At 64.2% G+C, this 15,636-nt stretch carries 15 protein-coding genes; 7 read left to right on the top strand and 8 right to left on the bottom strand.

Annotated elements, in window-relative coordinates; all coding sequences use genetic code 11:
* The 3 genes from QZ564_RS16680 to hpt all read left to right on the top strand — a co-directional run.
* On the top strand, positions 1-1,958 hold a 1,958-nt coding region (locus QZ564_RS16680), incomplete at its 5' end, for a glutamate synthase-related protein (protein WP_297112385.1).
* A 12-nt stretch (positions 1,959-1,970) separates the two neighbouring features.
* Positions 1,971-3,398: a glutamate synthase subunit beta gene (locus QZ564_RS16685; RefSeq protein ID WP_297112387.1), complete on the top strand. Its 1,428-nt coding sequence runs from the start codon at positions 1,971-1,973 to the stop codon at positions 3,396-3,398.
* A gap of 247 nt (positions 3,399-3,645) precedes the next feature.
* Positions 3,646-4,188, top strand: coding sequence for a hypoxanthine phosphoribosyltransferase (gene hpt / locus QZ564_RS16690; protein ID WP_297112389.1), 543 nt, complete (start codon positions 3,646-3,648; stop codon positions 4,186-4,188).
* Positions 4,189-4,199: 11 nt separating this feature from the next.
* Here the strand turns inward: hpt and QZ564_RS16695 are convergent, their stop codons facing one another.
* Entirely contained in the window at positions 4,200-4,817 is a 618-nt protein-coding gene (locus QZ564_RS16695) for a class I SAM-dependent methyltransferase (RefSeq protein ID WP_297112391.1), read from the bottom strand.
* On the bottom strand, positions 4,814-6,364 hold the full coding sequence (locus tag QZ564_RS16700) for an altronate dehydratase family protein (protein ID WP_297112393.1): 1,551 nt from the start codon (positions 6,362-6,364) through the stop codon (positions 4,814-4,816). Before QZ564_RS16700 ends, QZ564_RS16695 begins: the two co-directional genes overlap by 4 nt.
* Positions 6,365-6,487: 123 nt before the next feature.
* On the opposite strand from QZ564_RS16700, the gene QZ564_RS16705 reads away from it, so the two are divergent.
* From QZ564_RS16705 to QZ564_RS16715, 3 genes are all read left to right on the top strand, one after another.
* Positions 6,488-7,237: a GntR family transcriptional regulator gene (locus QZ564_RS16705; RefSeq protein WP_297112395.1), complete on the top strand. Its 750-nt coding sequence runs from the start codon at positions 6,488-6,490 to the stop codon at positions 7,235-7,237.
* 12 nt (positions 7,238-7,249) lie between these two features.
* Positions 7,250-7,684: an RbsD/FucU domain-containing protein gene (locus QZ564_RS16710; protein ID WP_297112397.1), complete on the top strand. Its 435-nt coding sequence runs from the start codon at positions 7,250-7,252 to the stop codon at positions 7,682-7,684.
* Between the two features lie 189 nt (positions 7,685-7,873).
* Complete coding sequence (locus tag QZ564_RS16715) at positions 7,874-8,725, top strand: fumarylacetoacetate hydrolase family protein (RefSeq protein ID WP_297112399.1); 852 nt, start codon at positions 7,874-7,876, stop codon at positions 8,723-8,725.
* Between the two features lie 21 nt (positions 8,726-8,746).
* Here the strand turns inward: QZ564_RS16715 and QZ564_RS16720 are convergent, their stop codons facing one another.
* Together QZ564_RS16720 and QZ564_RS16725 are read right to left on the bottom strand one after the other, a co-directional pair.
* Positions 8,747-9,919 (bottom strand): FAD-dependent oxidoreductase, encoded by a 1,173-nt coding sequence (locus QZ564_RS16720; protein ID WP_297112401.1) that lies wholly within the window; start codon positions 9,917-9,919, stop codon positions 8,747-8,749.
* Entirely contained in the window at positions 9,919-10,491 is a 573-nt protein-coding gene (locus tag QZ564_RS16725) for a TetR/AcrR family transcriptional regulator (RefSeq protein WP_297112403.1), read from the bottom strand. The genes QZ564_RS16720 and QZ564_RS16725 overlap by 1 nt, the downstream gene beginning before the upstream one ends.
* Before the next feature lie 155 nt (positions 10,492-10,646).
* On the opposite strand from QZ564_RS16725, the gene QZ564_RS16730 reads away from it, so the two are divergent.
* The gene (locus QZ564_RS16730; protein WP_297112405.1) at positions 10,647-12,233 is read left to right on the top strand and encodes an L-aspartate oxidase; all 1,587 of its coding nucleotides are present in this window, start codon (positions 10,647-10,649) and stop codon (positions 12,231-12,233) included.
* On the opposite strand, the gene QZ564_RS16735 is transcribed toward QZ564_RS16730, so the two are convergent.
* The 4 genes from QZ564_RS16735 to QZ564_RS16750 all read right to left on the bottom strand — a co-directional run bounded on the left by QZ564_RS16735 (position 12,234) and on the right by QZ564_RS16750 (position 15,343).
* Complete coding sequence (locus QZ564_RS16735; RefSeq protein ID WP_297112407.1) at positions 12,234-13,109, bottom strand: cytochrome c; 876 nt, start codon at positions 13,107-13,109, stop codon at positions 12,234-12,236. It lies immediately after the preceding gene.
* Between the two features lie 70 nt (positions 13,110-13,179).
* Entirely contained in the window at positions 13,180-13,590 is a 411-nt protein-coding gene (locus QZ564_RS16740; protein ID WP_297112409.1) for a thioredoxin family protein, read from the bottom strand.
* A 10-nt stretch (positions 13,591-13,600) separates the two neighbouring features.
* Positions 13,601-14,317: a cytochrome c biogenesis CcdA family protein gene (locus QZ564_RS16745; protein WP_297112411.1), complete on the bottom strand. Its 717-nt coding sequence runs from the start codon at positions 14,315-14,317 to the stop codon at positions 13,601-13,603.
* Positions 14,318-14,398: 81 nt separating this feature from the next.
* Positions 14,399-15,343 (bottom strand): carbohydrate kinase, encoded by a 945-nt coding sequence (locus tag QZ564_RS16750; RefSeq protein WP_297112413.1) that lies wholly within the window; start codon positions 15,341-15,343, stop codon positions 14,399-14,401.
* Positions 15,344-15,636: the final 293 nt, after the last annotated feature.

Here is a 15,636-nt window from a genome sequence, read left to right on the forward strand (position 1 = left end):
TCAGCCGCGAGGCGCATACCACGCTTGCCATCGCCATGAACAAGATCGGCGGCAAGTCCAACACCGGCGAAGGCGGCGAAGAGCCCGATCGCTACAAGCCCCTGCCCGATGGTTCGCGCAATCCTCTGCGCTCGGCCATCAAGCAGGTCGCCTCGGGCCGCTTTGGCGTCACCACCGAATATCTGGTCAATTCCGACCAGATCCAGATCAAGGTCGCGCAGGGCGCCAAGCCCGGCGAAGGCGGCCAATTGCCCGGCCACAAGGTCGACTGGATCGTCGCCAAGACCCGTCACTCGACGCCCGGCGTGGGCCTGATTTCGCCCCCGCCGCACCACGACATCTATTCCATCGAAGATCTGGCCCAGCTCATCTACGATCTCAAGAACGTCAATGAGCAGGCCGACATCTCGGTCAAGCTGGTGAGCGAAGTCGGTGTTGGCACGGTTGCCGCCGGCGTCGCCAAGGCACGGGCCGATCACATCACCATTTCCGGCTATGATGGCGGCACCGGTGCATCCCCGCTGACCTCACTCAAGCACGCCGGTGGTCCCTGGGAAATCGGCCTGGCCGAAACCCACCAGACCCTGGTGCTCAACCGCCTGCGCTCCCGCGTGCGCCTGCAGGTCGATGGCGGCCTCAAGACCGGCCGCGACGTGCTGATCGGCGCCCTGCTCGGCGCTGACGAATTCGGCTTCTCGACCGCGCCGTTGATTGCGGCCGGCTGTATCATGATGCGCAAGTGCCATCTCAACACCTGCCCGGTTGGCGTCGCCACCCAGGACCCGGTGCTGCGCAAGCGCTTCAAGGGCACGCCCGAACACGTCATCAACTACTTCTTCTTCGTGGCCGAAGAACTGCGTGGCCTGATGGCCTCGCTCGGCGCCACCACGCTCGATGAGCTGATCGGCCGCTCCGACCTGCTCGACCAGCGCCGCGCCCAGGACCACTGGAAGAGCGAGGGCATCGATCTCTCCAAGGTGTTTTACAAGCCCGAGCCGCTGGGCGGCGACAGCCTCTATCACACCGAAACGCAGAACCATCACCTCGAAGCCGTGCTCGATCGCAAGCTGATCGAACTGGCCGCCCCGGCGCTGGAGAACGGTACACCCGTGCAGATCGAGCTGCCCATCAGAAGCCGTGACCGCTCGACCGGTGCCATGCTGTCCGGCGCCCTGGCCAAGAAGTATGGTCACGCGGGCCTGCCTGAGGACACCATCTCGATCACCCTCAAGGGCACGGCTGGCCAGGCCTTCGGCGCTTTCCTTGCCAAGGGCATTTCCATCGACATGATCGGTGACGCCAATGACTATGTCGGCAAGGGCCTGTCAGGCGGCCGCATTGTTGTCCGCCCGTCCGACAAGGTCGGCATCGTCCCCGAAGACTCCATCATCGTGGGCAATACCGTGCTCTACGGCGCCATCTCGGGCGAATGCTACTTCCGTGGCGTGGCCGGCGAACGCTTCGCCGTCCGCAACTCCGGGGCCATCGCCGTGGTTGAGGGTACGGGCGATCATGGCTGCGAATATATGACCGGCGGCCTGGTCGTCGTCATCGGCAAGACCGGCCGCAACTTTGCCGCCGGCATGAGTGGTGGCGTTGCCTATGTGCTCGATGAAGACGGTTCGTTCCGCAGCCGCTGTAACCTGGCCATGGTCGATCTTGAGCCGGTGCAGGAGGAAGAAGACCTCATGCGCAAGCTCCACCACCATGGTGGCGACCTTGAATGGCATGGCCGCGTCGACATTTCGGGCGACATGACCAAGCATGACGACGAGCGCCTGCACCAGCTCATCTCCAACCATCTGCATTATACGGGCTCGACCCGCGCCAAGCAGATCCTGGAAAACTGGGTCGAGATGCGTCCCAAATTCGTCAAGGTCATGCCGGTCGAATACCGCCGCGCCATCCTCGAGATGGAAAAGAAGCGCTCATCGGGCGCCCAAGCGGCCGCAGAATAAGGAGAGGGAGCAATGGGTAAGGTAACAGGCTTTCTCGAAATCGAACGTGAAGAGCCCCGCTATGAGCCGGCCTCGGATCGCATCCGCCATTTCGGCGAATTCACCATCCCCCTGTCCGAAGGCCGGGTGGTGGACCAGGCCGCGCGCTGCATGGATTGCGGTATTCCGTTCTGCCATGGCGATACCGGCTGCCCGGTCCATAACCAGATCCCGGACTGGAACGACCTTGTCTATAACGGCGATTGGGAGGAGGCTGCCCGCAACCTCCATTCGACCAACAATTTCCCCGAATTCACCGGCCGCATCTGCCCCGCACCCTGCGAGGAAGCCTGCACACTGAATCTGGAAGACGTGCCGGTCGCCATCAAGACCGTCGAACAGGCCATCGCCGACCGGGCCATCAAGTCCGGCTGGGTCAAGCCGCATCCACCAAAGGCCAAGACCGGAAAGAAGGTCGCCGTCGTCGGCTCCGGCCCTGCCGGCATGGCAGCGGCTCAGCAGCTCGCCCGCGCCGGTCACGATGTCCATGTCTATGAGCGGGAGCCCAAGGCGGGCGGCCTGATGCGCTATGGCATTCCCGACTTCAAGATGGAAAAGGACCATATCGACTTCCGCGTCAGCCAGATGGAAGCCGAGGGCGTCACCTTCCACTATGGCGTCAATGTCGGTGTCACCACCCCGCTCTCCGAATTGCAGAACAGCCACGACGCCGTGCTGCTGGCCGGCGGCGCCGAAAAGCCGCGCCCCGTCGATGTCGAAGGCAACCAGTTCGCCGGCGTGCATTTCGCCATGCCGTTCCTGGTGCAGCAGAACCGCCGCGTCGGCGGCGAGGATGTGTCCGGCGAATTCCAGCTTTCGGCCGCTGGCAAGCATGTCGTGGTCGTGGGCGGTGGCGACACCGCGTCTGACTGTGTCGGCACCAGCTTCCGCCAGGGCGCCATTGCCGTCACCCAGCTCGATGTGCGCCCCATGCCACCCGAGCTTGAGAACAAGCTGACCAACTGGCCCAACTGGGCGGTCAAGATGCGCACCTCGTCCAGTCAGGCCGAAGGCGCCATCCGCGAATTCTCCGCTGGCACCATGAAGATCATCGGCGACGACAAGGGCAATGTCACTGGCGTCGAATGCGCCCGCGTCGACCGCAAGCGCCAACCTATTCCGGGCACCGAATTCGTCATCAAGGCGGACTTGGTCCTGCTCGCCATCGGCTTTGCCGGCCCGGTGCAGAAGGGTATGCTGACCGAGCTGGGGGCCGATCTCGACAAGCGCGGGAACCTCTTCGCCGACACCATGAGCTACAAGACTTCGGTCCCCAAGGTCTACGCCGCCGGTGACATGCGCCGCGGCCAGTCGCTCGTCGTCTGGGCCATCCGCGAAGGGCGCCAGGCCGCCCGCTCCATCGATTTCGACCTCATGGGCAAGACGGATTTGCCGAGGTGAGCAGCGGGCCGAAGGCAAAATCGCTCCGGTGGAGCGATTTTAGCTGATCACGCGTGAGAGCTATGCTCGAACGCCGTGTGCCGCCACCACACCGCACCGCCCTCGGGCTTGACCCGAGGGCCACTTTCCGCGAGCACTCTGCCTTGTAGACCTCATGGTGAGCCTGTCGAACCACGAGGTCGGGGACGCGAGGGACGAGCACTCGCGACCCCATCCTTCGACAGGCTCAGGATGAGGTTCGCTGGTAATGCCCCAAGCCCCCTATGTCGTCGACAAGCTGATTTCCTCCAAGGCCATTGCCGCCCGCGTCGAGGCACTGGCGCATGAAATCACCGACGCCTTCAAGGACACCGAAAAGCTCGTGGTCGTCGGCCTGTTGCGCGGCTCCTTTATCTTCATCGCCGATCTCGTGCGCGAGATCGACCTGCCGGTCGAGGTCGATTTCATCGAGGCCTCCTCCTATGGCAATGCCATGGAATCGAGCCGCGAAGTGCGCATCCTCAAGGACCTGCGCGGCGAGATCGCCGGCCGCGACGTGCTGGTGGTAGAAGACATCATCGACACCGGCCACACGCTGAAACACGTTCTCGAAATCCTTGAGACGCGCCATCCCCGCCGCATGGAAGTCTGCGCCCTCTTAAACAAGCCCAGCCGCCGCGAGACCGACGTCCCGGCCCGCTGGATTGGCTTCGACATTCCCGATGAATTCGTCGTCGGCTACGGCATCGACTATGCTCAGCGGAACCGCAACCTGCCCCATATCGGCAAGGTGCGTTTCACCGAGGAATAGGGCGCGGCCGCTCAGTCCTGACGCTTGCGGAAGCTGCTGAACTGGAATTTCTGCACGCTGCCCCAAGGCGTCACATGATCGTGGCGTCGATGATCGATCAGCTCAAAATCTGCGCCGAACAGCGCAGACAGGCTTTCGGCATCATGGCGGACAACCGGCAAGCCGCTGCACTTCTCCGGCCCATCCGGAGCGAATGTCCCGATCACCGCGGCTCCTCCCGGTTTCAGGGCGCGCGCCATGACGGTGGCGTAGCGTGTCTGATCCTCAGTATCGGTCAGGAAATGCAGCGCCGCCCGATCATGCCAGACGTCATAGTCGCGCTGTGGGACCCAATGCGTGACATCCCCCGCAATCCAATCGACATTGGCGCCCGCTGGCAGCCGTGCTCGAGCGGTATCGAGTGCCGCCTGTGACAGGTCCAACACACTGACCCAAACCTGCCCTCGAGCCACCAGCGCGTCCACGAGCCTGGACGCGCCCCCGCCGATATCGACCACGACATGGTCGGCCGTCAGGCCCACCGCGTCGAGCAGGGCCAGCGAAAAGCCCGGATTCTCCTCGAACCAGGAGACCTCATTCTCGGCCTTGGTCGTATAGACCTCCTGCCAGTGCTCCTGACGCTCTGTCACATCACCGCCCCGACCTGCCAGGGCACAAATTCATTGTCGCCATAGCCCAGCGCCTCGGACTTGGACTTCTCGCCAGAGGCGACCTTGAGCACATGCTCGAAGATTTCCTGACCCTTGGCCTCGATGGAAACACCTTCGACGATATCGCCGCAATTGATGTCCATGTCCTCGGTCATGCGGCCGTAAAGCTCGGAATTGGTCGCCAGCTTGATCGAGGGCACCGGCTTGCAGCCATAGGCTGATCCGCGCCCGGTGGTGAAGCACAGCACATTGGCGCCGCCCGCCACCTGGCCCGTGGCCGATACCGGATCAAAGCCCGGCGTATCCATGAACACGAAGCCTTTCTCGGTGACCTTCTCGGCATATTCATAAACCGCCGTCAGCGGCGTCGATCCGCCCTTGGCCGTCGCACCCAGCGATTTTTCGAGAATGGTGGTGAGCCCCCCGAGCTTGTTACCGGGCGAGGGATTGTTGTTCATCTCCCCGCCATTACGCTGGGTATAGCTCTCCCACCATTTGATCCGTTCAATCAGCTTTTCGCCCACGTCGCGGCTCACTGCGCGCCGGGTCAGCATGTGTTCGGCGCCATAGACTTCCGGCGTTTCCGACAGGATCGCCGTGCCCCCATGCCTGACCAGCGTATCGACGGCCACGCCCAGCGCCGGATTGGCAGTGATGCCCGAATAGCCGTCCGAGCCGCCGCATTGCAGGGCCAGCGTCAGCTGCGAGGCATCCACGGTTTCGCGCCGTGCTTTTGCGGCCACCGGCAGCATCTCCTTGATGCGTTCCACACCCCATTCGATCATCTTCCGCGTGCCGCCGATCTCCTGGATCGTCATGGTCTGGAACGTATCGGTTTCCTTGAGGTTGTAGGCCTCCTTCATCCGGTCAATCTGGAAGGCCTCGCAGCCCAGCCCCACCAGTAGCGCCGCGCCCAGATTCGGATTGGACGTATAGCCCCACTGCGTCCGCCGCAGGATCTGGTAGCCCTCACCATGTGTATCCATGGCGCAGCCCGTGCCATGCACGAACGGCACGACGCCATCGATTTCCGGATAGTCGTCCAGCACGCCCGAGCGGTTGATGGCTTCCGCCATGAACTTGGCAACCGTCGCCGAACAGTTCACCGAGGTCAGGATGCCCACATAATTGCGGGTCCCCACCGAACCATTGGCGCGCTTGTAGCCTTCAAAGGTCGCCCGCTGGCTTGCCTCAAGCATATCCACCGGCACCACGCCCTCGGCAAAGGCATAATCATGCATCAGTGAACCATCCGGCCCGCCCATGCCGCAATTGTGCTCATGTACCCAATCGCCGGGCGCAATGCCTTCTTTGGCAAAGCCGATGATCTGCCCGAATTTCATAACCGCCTCGCCCACTGCTATCGGCCGGGTGGCAAATTTGTGCCCGCGCGGCACCCGCCGGATAATGGCCACGCCCTCCGGAGTGCTCGTACCGACCTCCAGATTGGCCAGAGCTACCGCGATATTGTCGGCGGCATTGAGCACCAGGGTTTTGCCTTGCGGCTGGGTGACTTGTTCATTCATCAACAGGGGGCCTTTGGCAGTCGGTTATCGGCGCTTTACCTCGCCGGGTTTTCTCGCCAGATTGCGCACGCAATCGAAAGGCCCGGCATTGTCATTCACTTCGCCACTAACTAACATGTTAGCATGAAAACGGAAGCCAGTCCTTATCAATTTCTCGGGGTCGCCGGGGATTTCTCGCGCGGGACCGTCACGGTGGACGTCACCAACGCCCTGCGCCATGCCATTGTCACCCTGGCGCTGCCGCCAGGCACCACATTGGACAAGACTGCCATCTGCGCCCAATTGGGCGTCTCGCGCTTCCCAGTCAGCGAAGCCCTGGCGCGCCTGGCCGAGGAGGGCCTGGTCGATATCGCCCCGCAGCGTGGTTCGACCGTGTCCCTGGTCAAGATCGCCGATGTCCGCGAATACATGCTTATTCGCAAGGGCCTCGAAAGCGAGGCCCTGCGGGTGCTGATCGGCAAGCACGACGCCGACGTCATCGCGGCCCTGCACGCCAATATGGCGGCCCAGCGCGATGCGGCATCGCGCGACGATGCCGAGACCTTCCACCAGATCGACGTCGATTTTCACGACATCATTTTCCGCTCCATGCGACTGACCAAGGTCAAGTCGATCATCGACAAGGCCCGCGCCAATCTCGACCGTGCCCGGCGCCTCATCATCACGCCGCGCCGCCTCAACCACACCATTGCCGAGCACCAGGCGATCTTTGACGGCATCCTGGCCGGCAGCGCGCCCCAGGCCATCGCCGCCATCCGCGCCCATATCGACGCGGTGATGATCGAGCTCTTCGCCTTCGCCCAGGAACACCCCGAACTCTTCGCCGATGGCGCCGAGTTCACCACTGATGACAACGATTTCCCCTTCGGCTAGCCAGAGACCACCATGCTCAAACTCATCCCGCCCCTGCTCGGCCCAGAATTGCTCTCGACCCTGCGCGCCATGGGCCATGGCGACGAGATCGTCCTGGCCGATGCCAATTTTCCGGCCGAATTCCTGGGTCCGATGACCATCCGCGCCGACGGCATTTCGGTGACCGACATGCTCGACGCCGTGCTCACACTGCTGCCGCTCGACCAATATGCCGAAGATACCGCCATCGGCATGGAAGTGGTGGGCGAACCGGCGGCGCGTCAGCCGATCGACGACGAATTCGAAGCCATCATCGCCCGGCACGAACCGGAGAAGCACTATTCCAAGATCGAACGCTTCGCCTTTTATGATCGCGCCAAGAAGGCCGCGGCCGTGGTCCAGACCGGCGAAGCGCGCCTTTACGGCAACATCATCCTGAAGAAGGGCGTCATCCGCCCCAAGACCTGACGCTTTCGACCAAAGCCGCCCTCGACAAGACTAACATGTTAGTTCTATGAGAAGCCGATAGCACCCCGCCCCCACACCTCCCCCTTGACGGGGGAGGTAGCGCAGCTAGGCCAATGGGCCGTAGCGAAGCTAGGTGGGGGTGACAACGGGCTTGATGCTCGCGTTCATCCAATCGGAGGAGACCCCGCCATGAAACTGCTTCGCGTCGGCGCCAAGGGCGCTGAAAAGCCAGCCATCCTCGCCGCCGATGGTTCCATCCGCGATCTGTCGGGCGTGGTCCCCGATATCGGCGGCGCCACCCTCCTGCCCGAGGGGCTGGCAAAGATCGCCGCCGCCGACATCGATGCCCTGCCGCAACTCTCGGCCTCCGAGCGCATCGGCCCCTGCGTGGCGAACGTCGGAAAGTTCATCTGCATCGGCCTCAACTACGCCGACCATGCCGCTGAAACTGGCGCCAAAATTCCCGAAGAGCCGATCATCTTCATGAAGGCCACCAGCGCCATTATCGGCCCCAATGACGATGTCATCATTCCCAAGAACGCCATCAAGCCGGACTGGGAAGTCGAGCTGGCCGTCGTCATCGGCAAGGAAGCCCGCTATGTCGAGGAAGCCGACGCCATGGACCACGTGGCCGGCTATTGCGTCTGCAACGACGTCTCCGAGCGCCATTTCCAGACCGAGCGCGGCGGCACCTGGGACAAGGGCAAGGGTGCGGACACCTTTGGTCCCATCGGGCCCTGGCTTGTCACCAAGGAGGAAGTTGCCGATCCGCAAAACCTCAAGATGTGGCTCGAAGTCGATGGCAAGCGCTACCAGGACGGCTCGACCAAGACCATGATCTTCGGCGTTGCCAAGGTCGTGTCCTATGTCTCCCAGTTCATGAGCCTGCAGCCGGGCGACATCATCACCACCGGTACCCCGCCGGGCGTCGGCATGGGCATCAAGCCCGAGCCTGTCTGGCTCAAGCCCGGCAATGTCATGCATCTGGGCATCGAAGGCCTGGGCGAGCAGCGCCAGACCGTCAAGGCCTACAGCGCCTGATTGTCGTCTCAGCTGGCCCGCTCAGCGGCGGGCCAGCGAAAAGCCTTTCGAGCCGACCGAAAAGAACTGGCCCATAAGACCTGACAGGGGCGGCCAGTTCATCACCCGGATGGCAATATCCCGCACCAGGGCGTGGGCCGGCGTTGCTGGCACAAACCAGTTCGCCATCCGCCGGCCCGCCTGCTGCTTGTCTTCCACAAGCGGCCGCAATTGCGTCTCGAAGCGCTCAAGCGCAGCATCGATGTCCCTGTCGGCCTCTAGGGCCTGCGCCAGCGCCCGGCCGCCCGCCATGGCCAGGGATGCGCCCTGCCCGGCCAGCAACGACACCGCATAGGCCGCGTCACCCAGCAGGATCGCTCGCCCCCTGCGCCAGCGCGCCATCTCCACCTGCGCGACGATATCATAGTAGATGTCCTTAGCCGCCGGGGCCGCATCCAGCGCCGCGGGCAGCACCCAGCCCAGCCCGCCGTATGCGGTCTGGAGGGTGGCGCGGACATCAGCGGGCCGTTCCATGCGATCGCTGCGCATCACGAAAAAGCTCATGATCCGACCGCGATCGACTTCATAGAACCCAGCCATGCAGTCCTTGGCGGTCATCATCTTGAAGTCACCATCCAGCGCAGCGGCAACGTCTTGATTATCGAAGAAATAGGCGGCCGTGTGAAAACCCAATGGCCGGATGAACTGTGTCTCCGGTCCGAAAACCAGCCGGCGAACACCCGAATGAATGCCATCTGCCCCCACCAGCAGATCGGCCTCCATCGTCTCACCGGTCGAAATCCGCACCGTCACGCCAGAGCCGCGGTCATCTACCGCCACAATCTCTGCGCCAAAGCGTATCGTCACCGCGTCCGGCAGAGCATCGTGCAGAACCCGTTCGATATCGCCGCGCAGAATGGGAAAGAGCTTGCCATCCGCTGCTTCGATGATGCGCTGATAGGCCATGGACGACCCCGTCCGCCCCCGCGCATCCACCATATCGAGCTTGCCCACCCCGCGCGCATGCCGCCGCAGGGCCTCGATCACGCCCAGCTCTTCGGCTGCCTCAAAGCCGGGACCGAAGAAATCCAACATATAGCCCCCGGCCCTGAGGCCCGGGGCCTTTTCGATCACTGTCACCTCCCAGCCGATGCGTCGCAGCGCCAGGGCGGTCGTCAGTCCGGCAATGCCGGCACCCGCGATCAAGGCCTTCATCATTGCTCCTCCTCTGGCGCGATTCGGTCGACCAGGGCCGCCCATGCAGTGGCCTGCTCTGCCGCGCGTTCAGGCACCAGCTGGCGGTGCAGCGCCAGCCCGTCCAGCGTAAGCAGGAGCAGCCCGGCAAGGGCCTCGACTTCCTCCCGGGTGAAACGCTCCGGCGCCAGGTGCACCAGGACCGCCTCGAAATGGGCACGGGCCGCCCCCACGATCTCGGCCAGCCTTTGCCGCAGCGCCGGATTGCCCTGCGCCCGGGAAACGAATGCAAAATAGGCGCCGGACAACGCCGGATCGGCATCCATGGTGTTGATCGTGTCGGTGCCCAGCGCCAGCAGCCAGTCGCGCACCCGCGTACCGGCATCCGGCCACATGCTGGGCATGCCCATGATAAAGGCCTCCAGCGCCTCCAGCACGATATCGTCGAGGCGCGGGAAGTGGTGGAATACATTGGCCTTGCTCACTCCGGCCCGCGCCGCCAGAGCCGATGCGGTCAGCGCCTCGCCCCCGCCTTCGGCCAAAAGGGCCAGAGCAGCATCGATAATCGCCTGCCGCTTCGTCGTCCTGATCATGCGCCACCTTCCATCTACACGATCACTATACTGACCGATCGGTCGGTCAGCAACCGGAAAGGACCAATCAGCAGCCCCGGGTCGGGCCGATCTTCTCCGCTTGCTGCAATGGCAACGGGAGGCTATGGCCCTGTGTGGGGATTGGGAGGACGACCGTGACCATCATTGACAACACGCTCAACGCCGACGGCGCCCTGATCGTCGGTGCCGGTCTGGCGGGTCTGTTCACCGCGCTCAAGCTGGCGCCCCGTCCGGTGACCGTACTCTCCCCCAAACCGCTCGGCATGGGAGCCTCCTCGGCCTGGGCGCAGGGCGGTGTGGCTGCAGCGATTGGCCAGGGCGACAGTCCCCAGGCCCATGCGCAAGACACCGAAATGGCCGGCGCCGGCATTGTCGACCATGGCACGGCCGAAGGGGTCACCGCCGAGGCCGTCGCCCGCATTGAGGACCTCGCCCGCTGGGGCACCCCCTTTGACCGCGACGATTTCGGCAATTTCGAACTCGGGCGCGAGGCCGCCCACTCGGCCAACCGCATCGTCAAGGTCGAGGGCGACCGGGCCGGCTGGGCCATCATGCAGGCCATCATCGCCCAGGTGCGCAAGACGCCTTCCATCCGCGTCGTCGAAGGCATTACCGCTCTCAGCCTTGCCCGCGACAATGGCCGCATTGTCGGCGTCTATTGCCGCCGCCTGGGCGACCGCTATTCCGAGCCTATATTCATCCGCGCCCGCGCCACCATTCTGGCGGCCGGTGGGCTGGGCGGCCTCTATGCCGTCACCACCAATCCACCCGGGGTGCGTGGTCACGCCATGGGCATGGCGGCCCGTGCCGGCGCCATCATCGCCGATCCCGAATTTGTCCAGTTCCACCCCACCGCCATCGCCACCGGTGCCGATCCGGCGCCACTCGCGACCGAGGCCCTGCGCGGCGAAGGCGCCATTCTCGTCAATGATCTGGGCGAGCGCTTCATGCCCGCCATCCATCCCGACGCCGAACTGGCCCCGCGCGATATCGTCGCCCGCGCCAATTTCCGCCAGATCAAGTCTGGACGCCGCGTCTTTCTCGATACCAGGCAAGTGCTCGGCGCCGATATCCTGACCCGTTTCCCCACCGTCAGCAAATATTGCCACGACGCCGGTATCGACCCGGTCTCGGGCATGATCCCGGTCACCCCCGCGGCCCATTTCCACATGGGCGGGGTTAAGGTTGACGAGCGCGGCCGCTCCTCCCTGCCCGGCCTCTGGGTCTGCGGTGAAGCCTCCTGCACCGGATTGCATGGCGCCAATCGACTGGCCTCCAATTCCCTGCTGGAGGCGGTCGTCTATGGCGCTCGCATCGCCGAAGATATTGGCGGCCTCGAACCAGCACGTGACCTCTCCCCCTTCAAAGGCATTGAATGGAACGAAGCCGAAGGCAACCGGGCCGAGACCGTGTTGCGCAACACCATCGCCGTGCAGGAATTGCGGCGCGTCATGAGCGACCTGGTCGGCGTCGAGCGGGACGCCGAGGGCCTGAAACTGGCCCTGCGCCAGATCGCCCATCTGGAAGCCACCGCCGAACAGGTCACCAGCGCCTATCTCAACATGACCACCTCAGCCACGCTGGTCGCCGCCGCTGCGCTCCTGCGCACCGAAAGCCGCGGCGGGCATTTCCGCCTCGACTACCCTGAACCCGACGAAGCCTGGGGGCATCACACCGAGATGACGCTAAACGAGGCCCTCGCCATCCGCGCCGGGGCCTGATCACTCTGTCAATAGATAGGTCGCCAGCGCCGTCAGGTCCTCATCGGTCCAGTGGGACGTCGAATCCGTGATCACCTCGCCCATCGCCCCGCCCAGCACGTCAAAGCCGGGGGTGAAGCCGTCCTTGAGCGTCTGCACCAGTGTTGGCACGTCATAGCCCTCTGCAACCAGCGCCTCGGCGGTGATGGCCGGGGCCCTGCCCCCCGTGCCACCGGGCGAACCGGTCAGCGCCGCGTCCCAATCCAGCGCGCCCAGCGCATTGCGCGGTGTGTGGCAGGCCACGCAATGGGCCGGTCCGAAGGCCAGATACTTGCCGCGGTTATATTCCTCCGATTGCCCTTCCTCCGGGGCGAAGCGGTTGGGCGAAAAGAACAGGTTCTGCCAACCGGCCATGGCCAGCCGGATATTGAACGGGAAGGGAATCTGGCTTTCCGCCGCAGGCTCGGCGACGGGCGCGGTGGCCATCAATGCTGCGTAGAGATCTGCGATCTCCTGATCGCTCATCAGCGTGTAGTTCTCATAGGGAAAGGCCGGGTAGAGATGTCCCTGCGGCCCCATCCCATTGCTCATCGCATTGGCAAATTGCGCCAGTGTCCAGTCACCGATACCGGCATCGGAGTCAGAGGTGATATTGGGCGGCACGAAGGTTCCGAACGGTGTTTCCAGCCCCGCCCCGCCCGAGAGATAGGCCCGTCCCGCAGCCGTATCGGTATGGCAGGCGACGCAGCCGCCGAGGCGAATGAGATAATCGCCACGCGCCACATCGCCCACCAGATCCAGTTCCCGGGGTGGTCCGGCCACTGGCTTGAGCAGAAATGCGCCCGTGCTCACGCCGATCACGGCCGCCGCAATCGCTGCCCAATATCGCTTCTTCATGCCCGCCCCCGAATTGTCCTGCGGTCGGGATCAGACCAGAAGCAGCAGGACTAGGCAATCGGCGGGACCATCAAGAGCCCGCGAGATCGAGCAGGGCAGCAATCTGCGCCTTGCGGGTCTCGGCCACCAGCCGCCCCAGCTCTTTATTGCCCTGCATCAGCACCAGCGTCGAGCGGCGCGGAATGGCCAGGCCGCGCGCCAGCTCGCTATTGCCATAGCTGTCCCAATCCACCCGGAGAATGGGGATGGCCGCATAGGCCGTGCTCTCGGATTGCAGCGCATCGAGCACCCGCTGCTGGGCCGCACAGGTGGGACACCAGGTGGCGTGGAAATTGATGACATAGGGCTTGCCGCTCGCCGCCAGCCCTTCCAGTTCGCTGCCGGTATAGTCGATGAACTCGAGCGCAAATCCGCCCCCGACGGCCAGGGCCGATATGCTCACTCCGGCAAGACCGGCCAGCAGATGACGACGGGTAATCATGATGTCCTCCCTAGATACTCACGGATAGATCGACCAGCCAGGCCGGCAACACGCCGAGCGCCCAGGCCTCAAGCAGCCGGTCGATACGGAAAATGATGGCCAGGCCCACGACGATGAGCCCGAACCCCAGAATGGTCTTGGCGTGCGGCGCGATCTGCATCAGCGTGGCCCGTCGGCCGGACAGCGCGGCGCGCGTGCCATAGGCCAGCGCCAGGACGATGCTCGCAGCCCCCAGAGCAAAGAACGCCATGATCAGCCCGGCATAGAACAGATCTTCGCCCTGCGCCGCCAGCCCGATGGCGCCGCCCAGGGTCGGTCCGATGCAGGGCGACCAAGCCAGGCCCAGCAACGCTCCCGCCGCCGCTTCGCCCCAAAGCCCGCGCCCTTCCATTTGTCCCAACAGCTTTGTGCTGCCGCTGGCGGTGGCCCCGGCCAGCCGCGAGAACTGGGCCTGCAAGGGCGGGGTCAGCATGACAAGGCCGAAGGCCAGCATGGCCCAGCCGGCCCCCAGCGTCACCACATCCTGCGGCAGGCCGAGCGCCCGCGTCAGCGCAAAGGCGCCCAGCCCCGCCAACGTGAAGCTCACCGCCATGCCGGCGGCCATGGCCAACGGCGCCAGCCGGTGCCGCGCCAGCGCACTGGCGCCGATCAGCGGCAACAAGGGCAGCACGCAGGGATTGATCAGGGTCAGAAGACCCGCCGCATAGGCCAGAACCAGTTCGAACACATCCGCTCCCAAGGCTGAACCCTGCCCACTATACGGAAGCACGAGGCGTAAAGTTACGCCCGACCGGTCAAGCGCGCGTGATCAGGCCGAGAGCACCGCGTCCACTTCGGACCGGCTGGGCGGCTGGCATCCCACCCGGCCGCAATTGATACCGGCCACCACCGCGCCGAAGCGCAGCATTGCGGCGAGCTGGTCCGCATCCAGCCCAGCCATGCCGCCAGGGCGCAGTGTCCCGGCCTCGCCCAGCCAGGTGAGGATACCAGCCATCAGGCTGTCGCCCGCGCCAACCGTGTCGCCAAACACCTCTGGCCTGTGGATAGGCGCATGGGCCGTCCCCGTCCGGCTGAACGCCCGCGAGCCCTCTTCCCCCATGGTGACCACCACCAGTTCACAATTGGGTCGCGCCAGCAGCGCGGCCGCATGATCCTCGATGCGCTTGCCCGGCTCAAGCCAGGCGTGATCCTCATCCGAAAGCTTGACCAGATGCGCCTTGTCGAGAAAGGCGCCCAGCCGGACCCGATAGCCGGCTTCATCCTCCACCAGCTTGTCGCGCACATTGATGTCGATCGAAACGGTCGCGCCGCGCGACAGCGCCGCATCGACCACATCGCTCCAGATCGCGGCGTCCTCCTCCAGGATCGGGCAAAATCCGCCGATCTGGTAGAGACCGACGTCCTCCGGCAGCGCGGCCAGCAGGCCATCGCGCGTAAAGGCCCGGTCCGCACCGCGCTCGAACACATAGCTCGCCTGCATTTTGGCATTGAAGCTGACAATGGCCTTGGTCGTCGGCGCCGCGACACGATCCTTGAGCAAGACCGCAACCCCTGCCTCGGCCAGCGGCGCCAGCAACAGCTCGCCATATTCATCCTGGCTGATGGGGCAGAGGAAGCCGGTGTCATTGCCCAGCCGGCTCAGCGCGATCGCGCAATTGAAGGGCGACCCGCCGGCATGGGCGACGCGCTCCGCCCCCGGCTCTGCCGACACCGGCACCAGATCGATCAGGCTCTCGCCGCCGACAACGAACATGCATCCCTCCAGCGATGGGTCTTGGTCGGGTGCATACCACTTTCGTATCAGATGTCACCAGCCGGATCGGGCATAACGCCCCGTTTCCGCCACAATCACATTGACCCACCCGCCTGGATCGGGCTCAATCGCCAAGGGGCAAGGCGCGGCAACAGCGCCATCGCGCTCGTCGGGAAAGCGGGGAGGAACAGCCATGCAGATACTGGCCCTGATTGTGCGCCTGATCAGCGGGTTGAACTGGCTTGTTGGTCAGGTTTTGTCGTGGCTGGCCTTGGGGTGTGTTCTGGTGTGCT

Origin of the sequence: uncultured Devosia sp., assembly GCF_913055165.1 — a bacterium.
Lineage (GTDB): Bacteria > Pseudomonadota > Alphaproteobacteria > Rhizobiales > Devosiaceae > Devosia.

Excerpts from the sequence above, each read along its gene's own strand:
- QZ564_RS16740 (WP_297112409.1), bottom strand. The coding sequence starts at position 13,590 with ATGATTACCCGTCGTCATCTGCTGGCCGGTCTTGCCGGAGTGAGCATA.
- QZ564_RS16685 (WP_297112387.1), top strand. The coding sequence starts at position 1,971 with ATGGGTAAGGTAACAGGCTTTCTCGAAATCGAACGTGAAGAGCCCCGC.
- QZ564_RS16750 (WP_297112413.1), bottom strand. The coding sequence starts at position 15,343 with ATGTTCGTTGTCGGCGGCGAGAGCCTGATCGATCTGGTGCCGGTGTCG.
- QZ564_RS16705 (WP_297112395.1), top strand. The coding sequence starts at position 6,488 with ATGAAAACGGAAGCCAGTCCTTATCAATTTCTCGGGGTCGCCGGGGAT.
- QZ564_RS16710 (WP_297112397.1), top strand. The coding sequence starts at position 7,250 with ATGCTCAAACTCATCCCGCCCCTGCTCGGCCCAGAATTGCTCTCGACC.
- QZ564_RS16715 (WP_297112399.1), top strand. The coding sequence starts at position 7,874 with ATGAAACTGCTTCGCGTCGGCGCCAAGGGCGCTGAAAAGCCAGCCATC.
- hpt (WP_297112389.1), top strand. The coding sequence starts at position 3,646 with ATGCCCCAAGCCCCCTATGTCGTCGACAAGCTGATTTCCTCCAAGGCC.
- QZ564_RS16725 (WP_297112403.1), bottom strand. The coding sequence starts at position 10,491 with ATGATCAGGACGACGAAGCGGCAGGCGATTATCGATGCTGCTCTGGCC.
- QZ564_RS16735 (WP_297112407.1), bottom strand. The coding sequence starts at position 13,109 with ATGAAGAAGCGATATTGGGCAGCGATTGCGGCGGCCGTGATCGGCGTG.
- QZ564_RS16700 (WP_297112393.1), bottom strand. The coding sequence starts at position 6,364 with ATGAATGAACAAGTCACCCAGCCGCAAGGCAAAACCCTGGTGCTCAAT.
- QZ564_RS16720 (WP_297112401.1), bottom strand. The coding sequence starts at position 9,919 with ATGAAGGCCTTGATCGCGGGTGCCGGCATTGCCGGACTGACGACCGCC.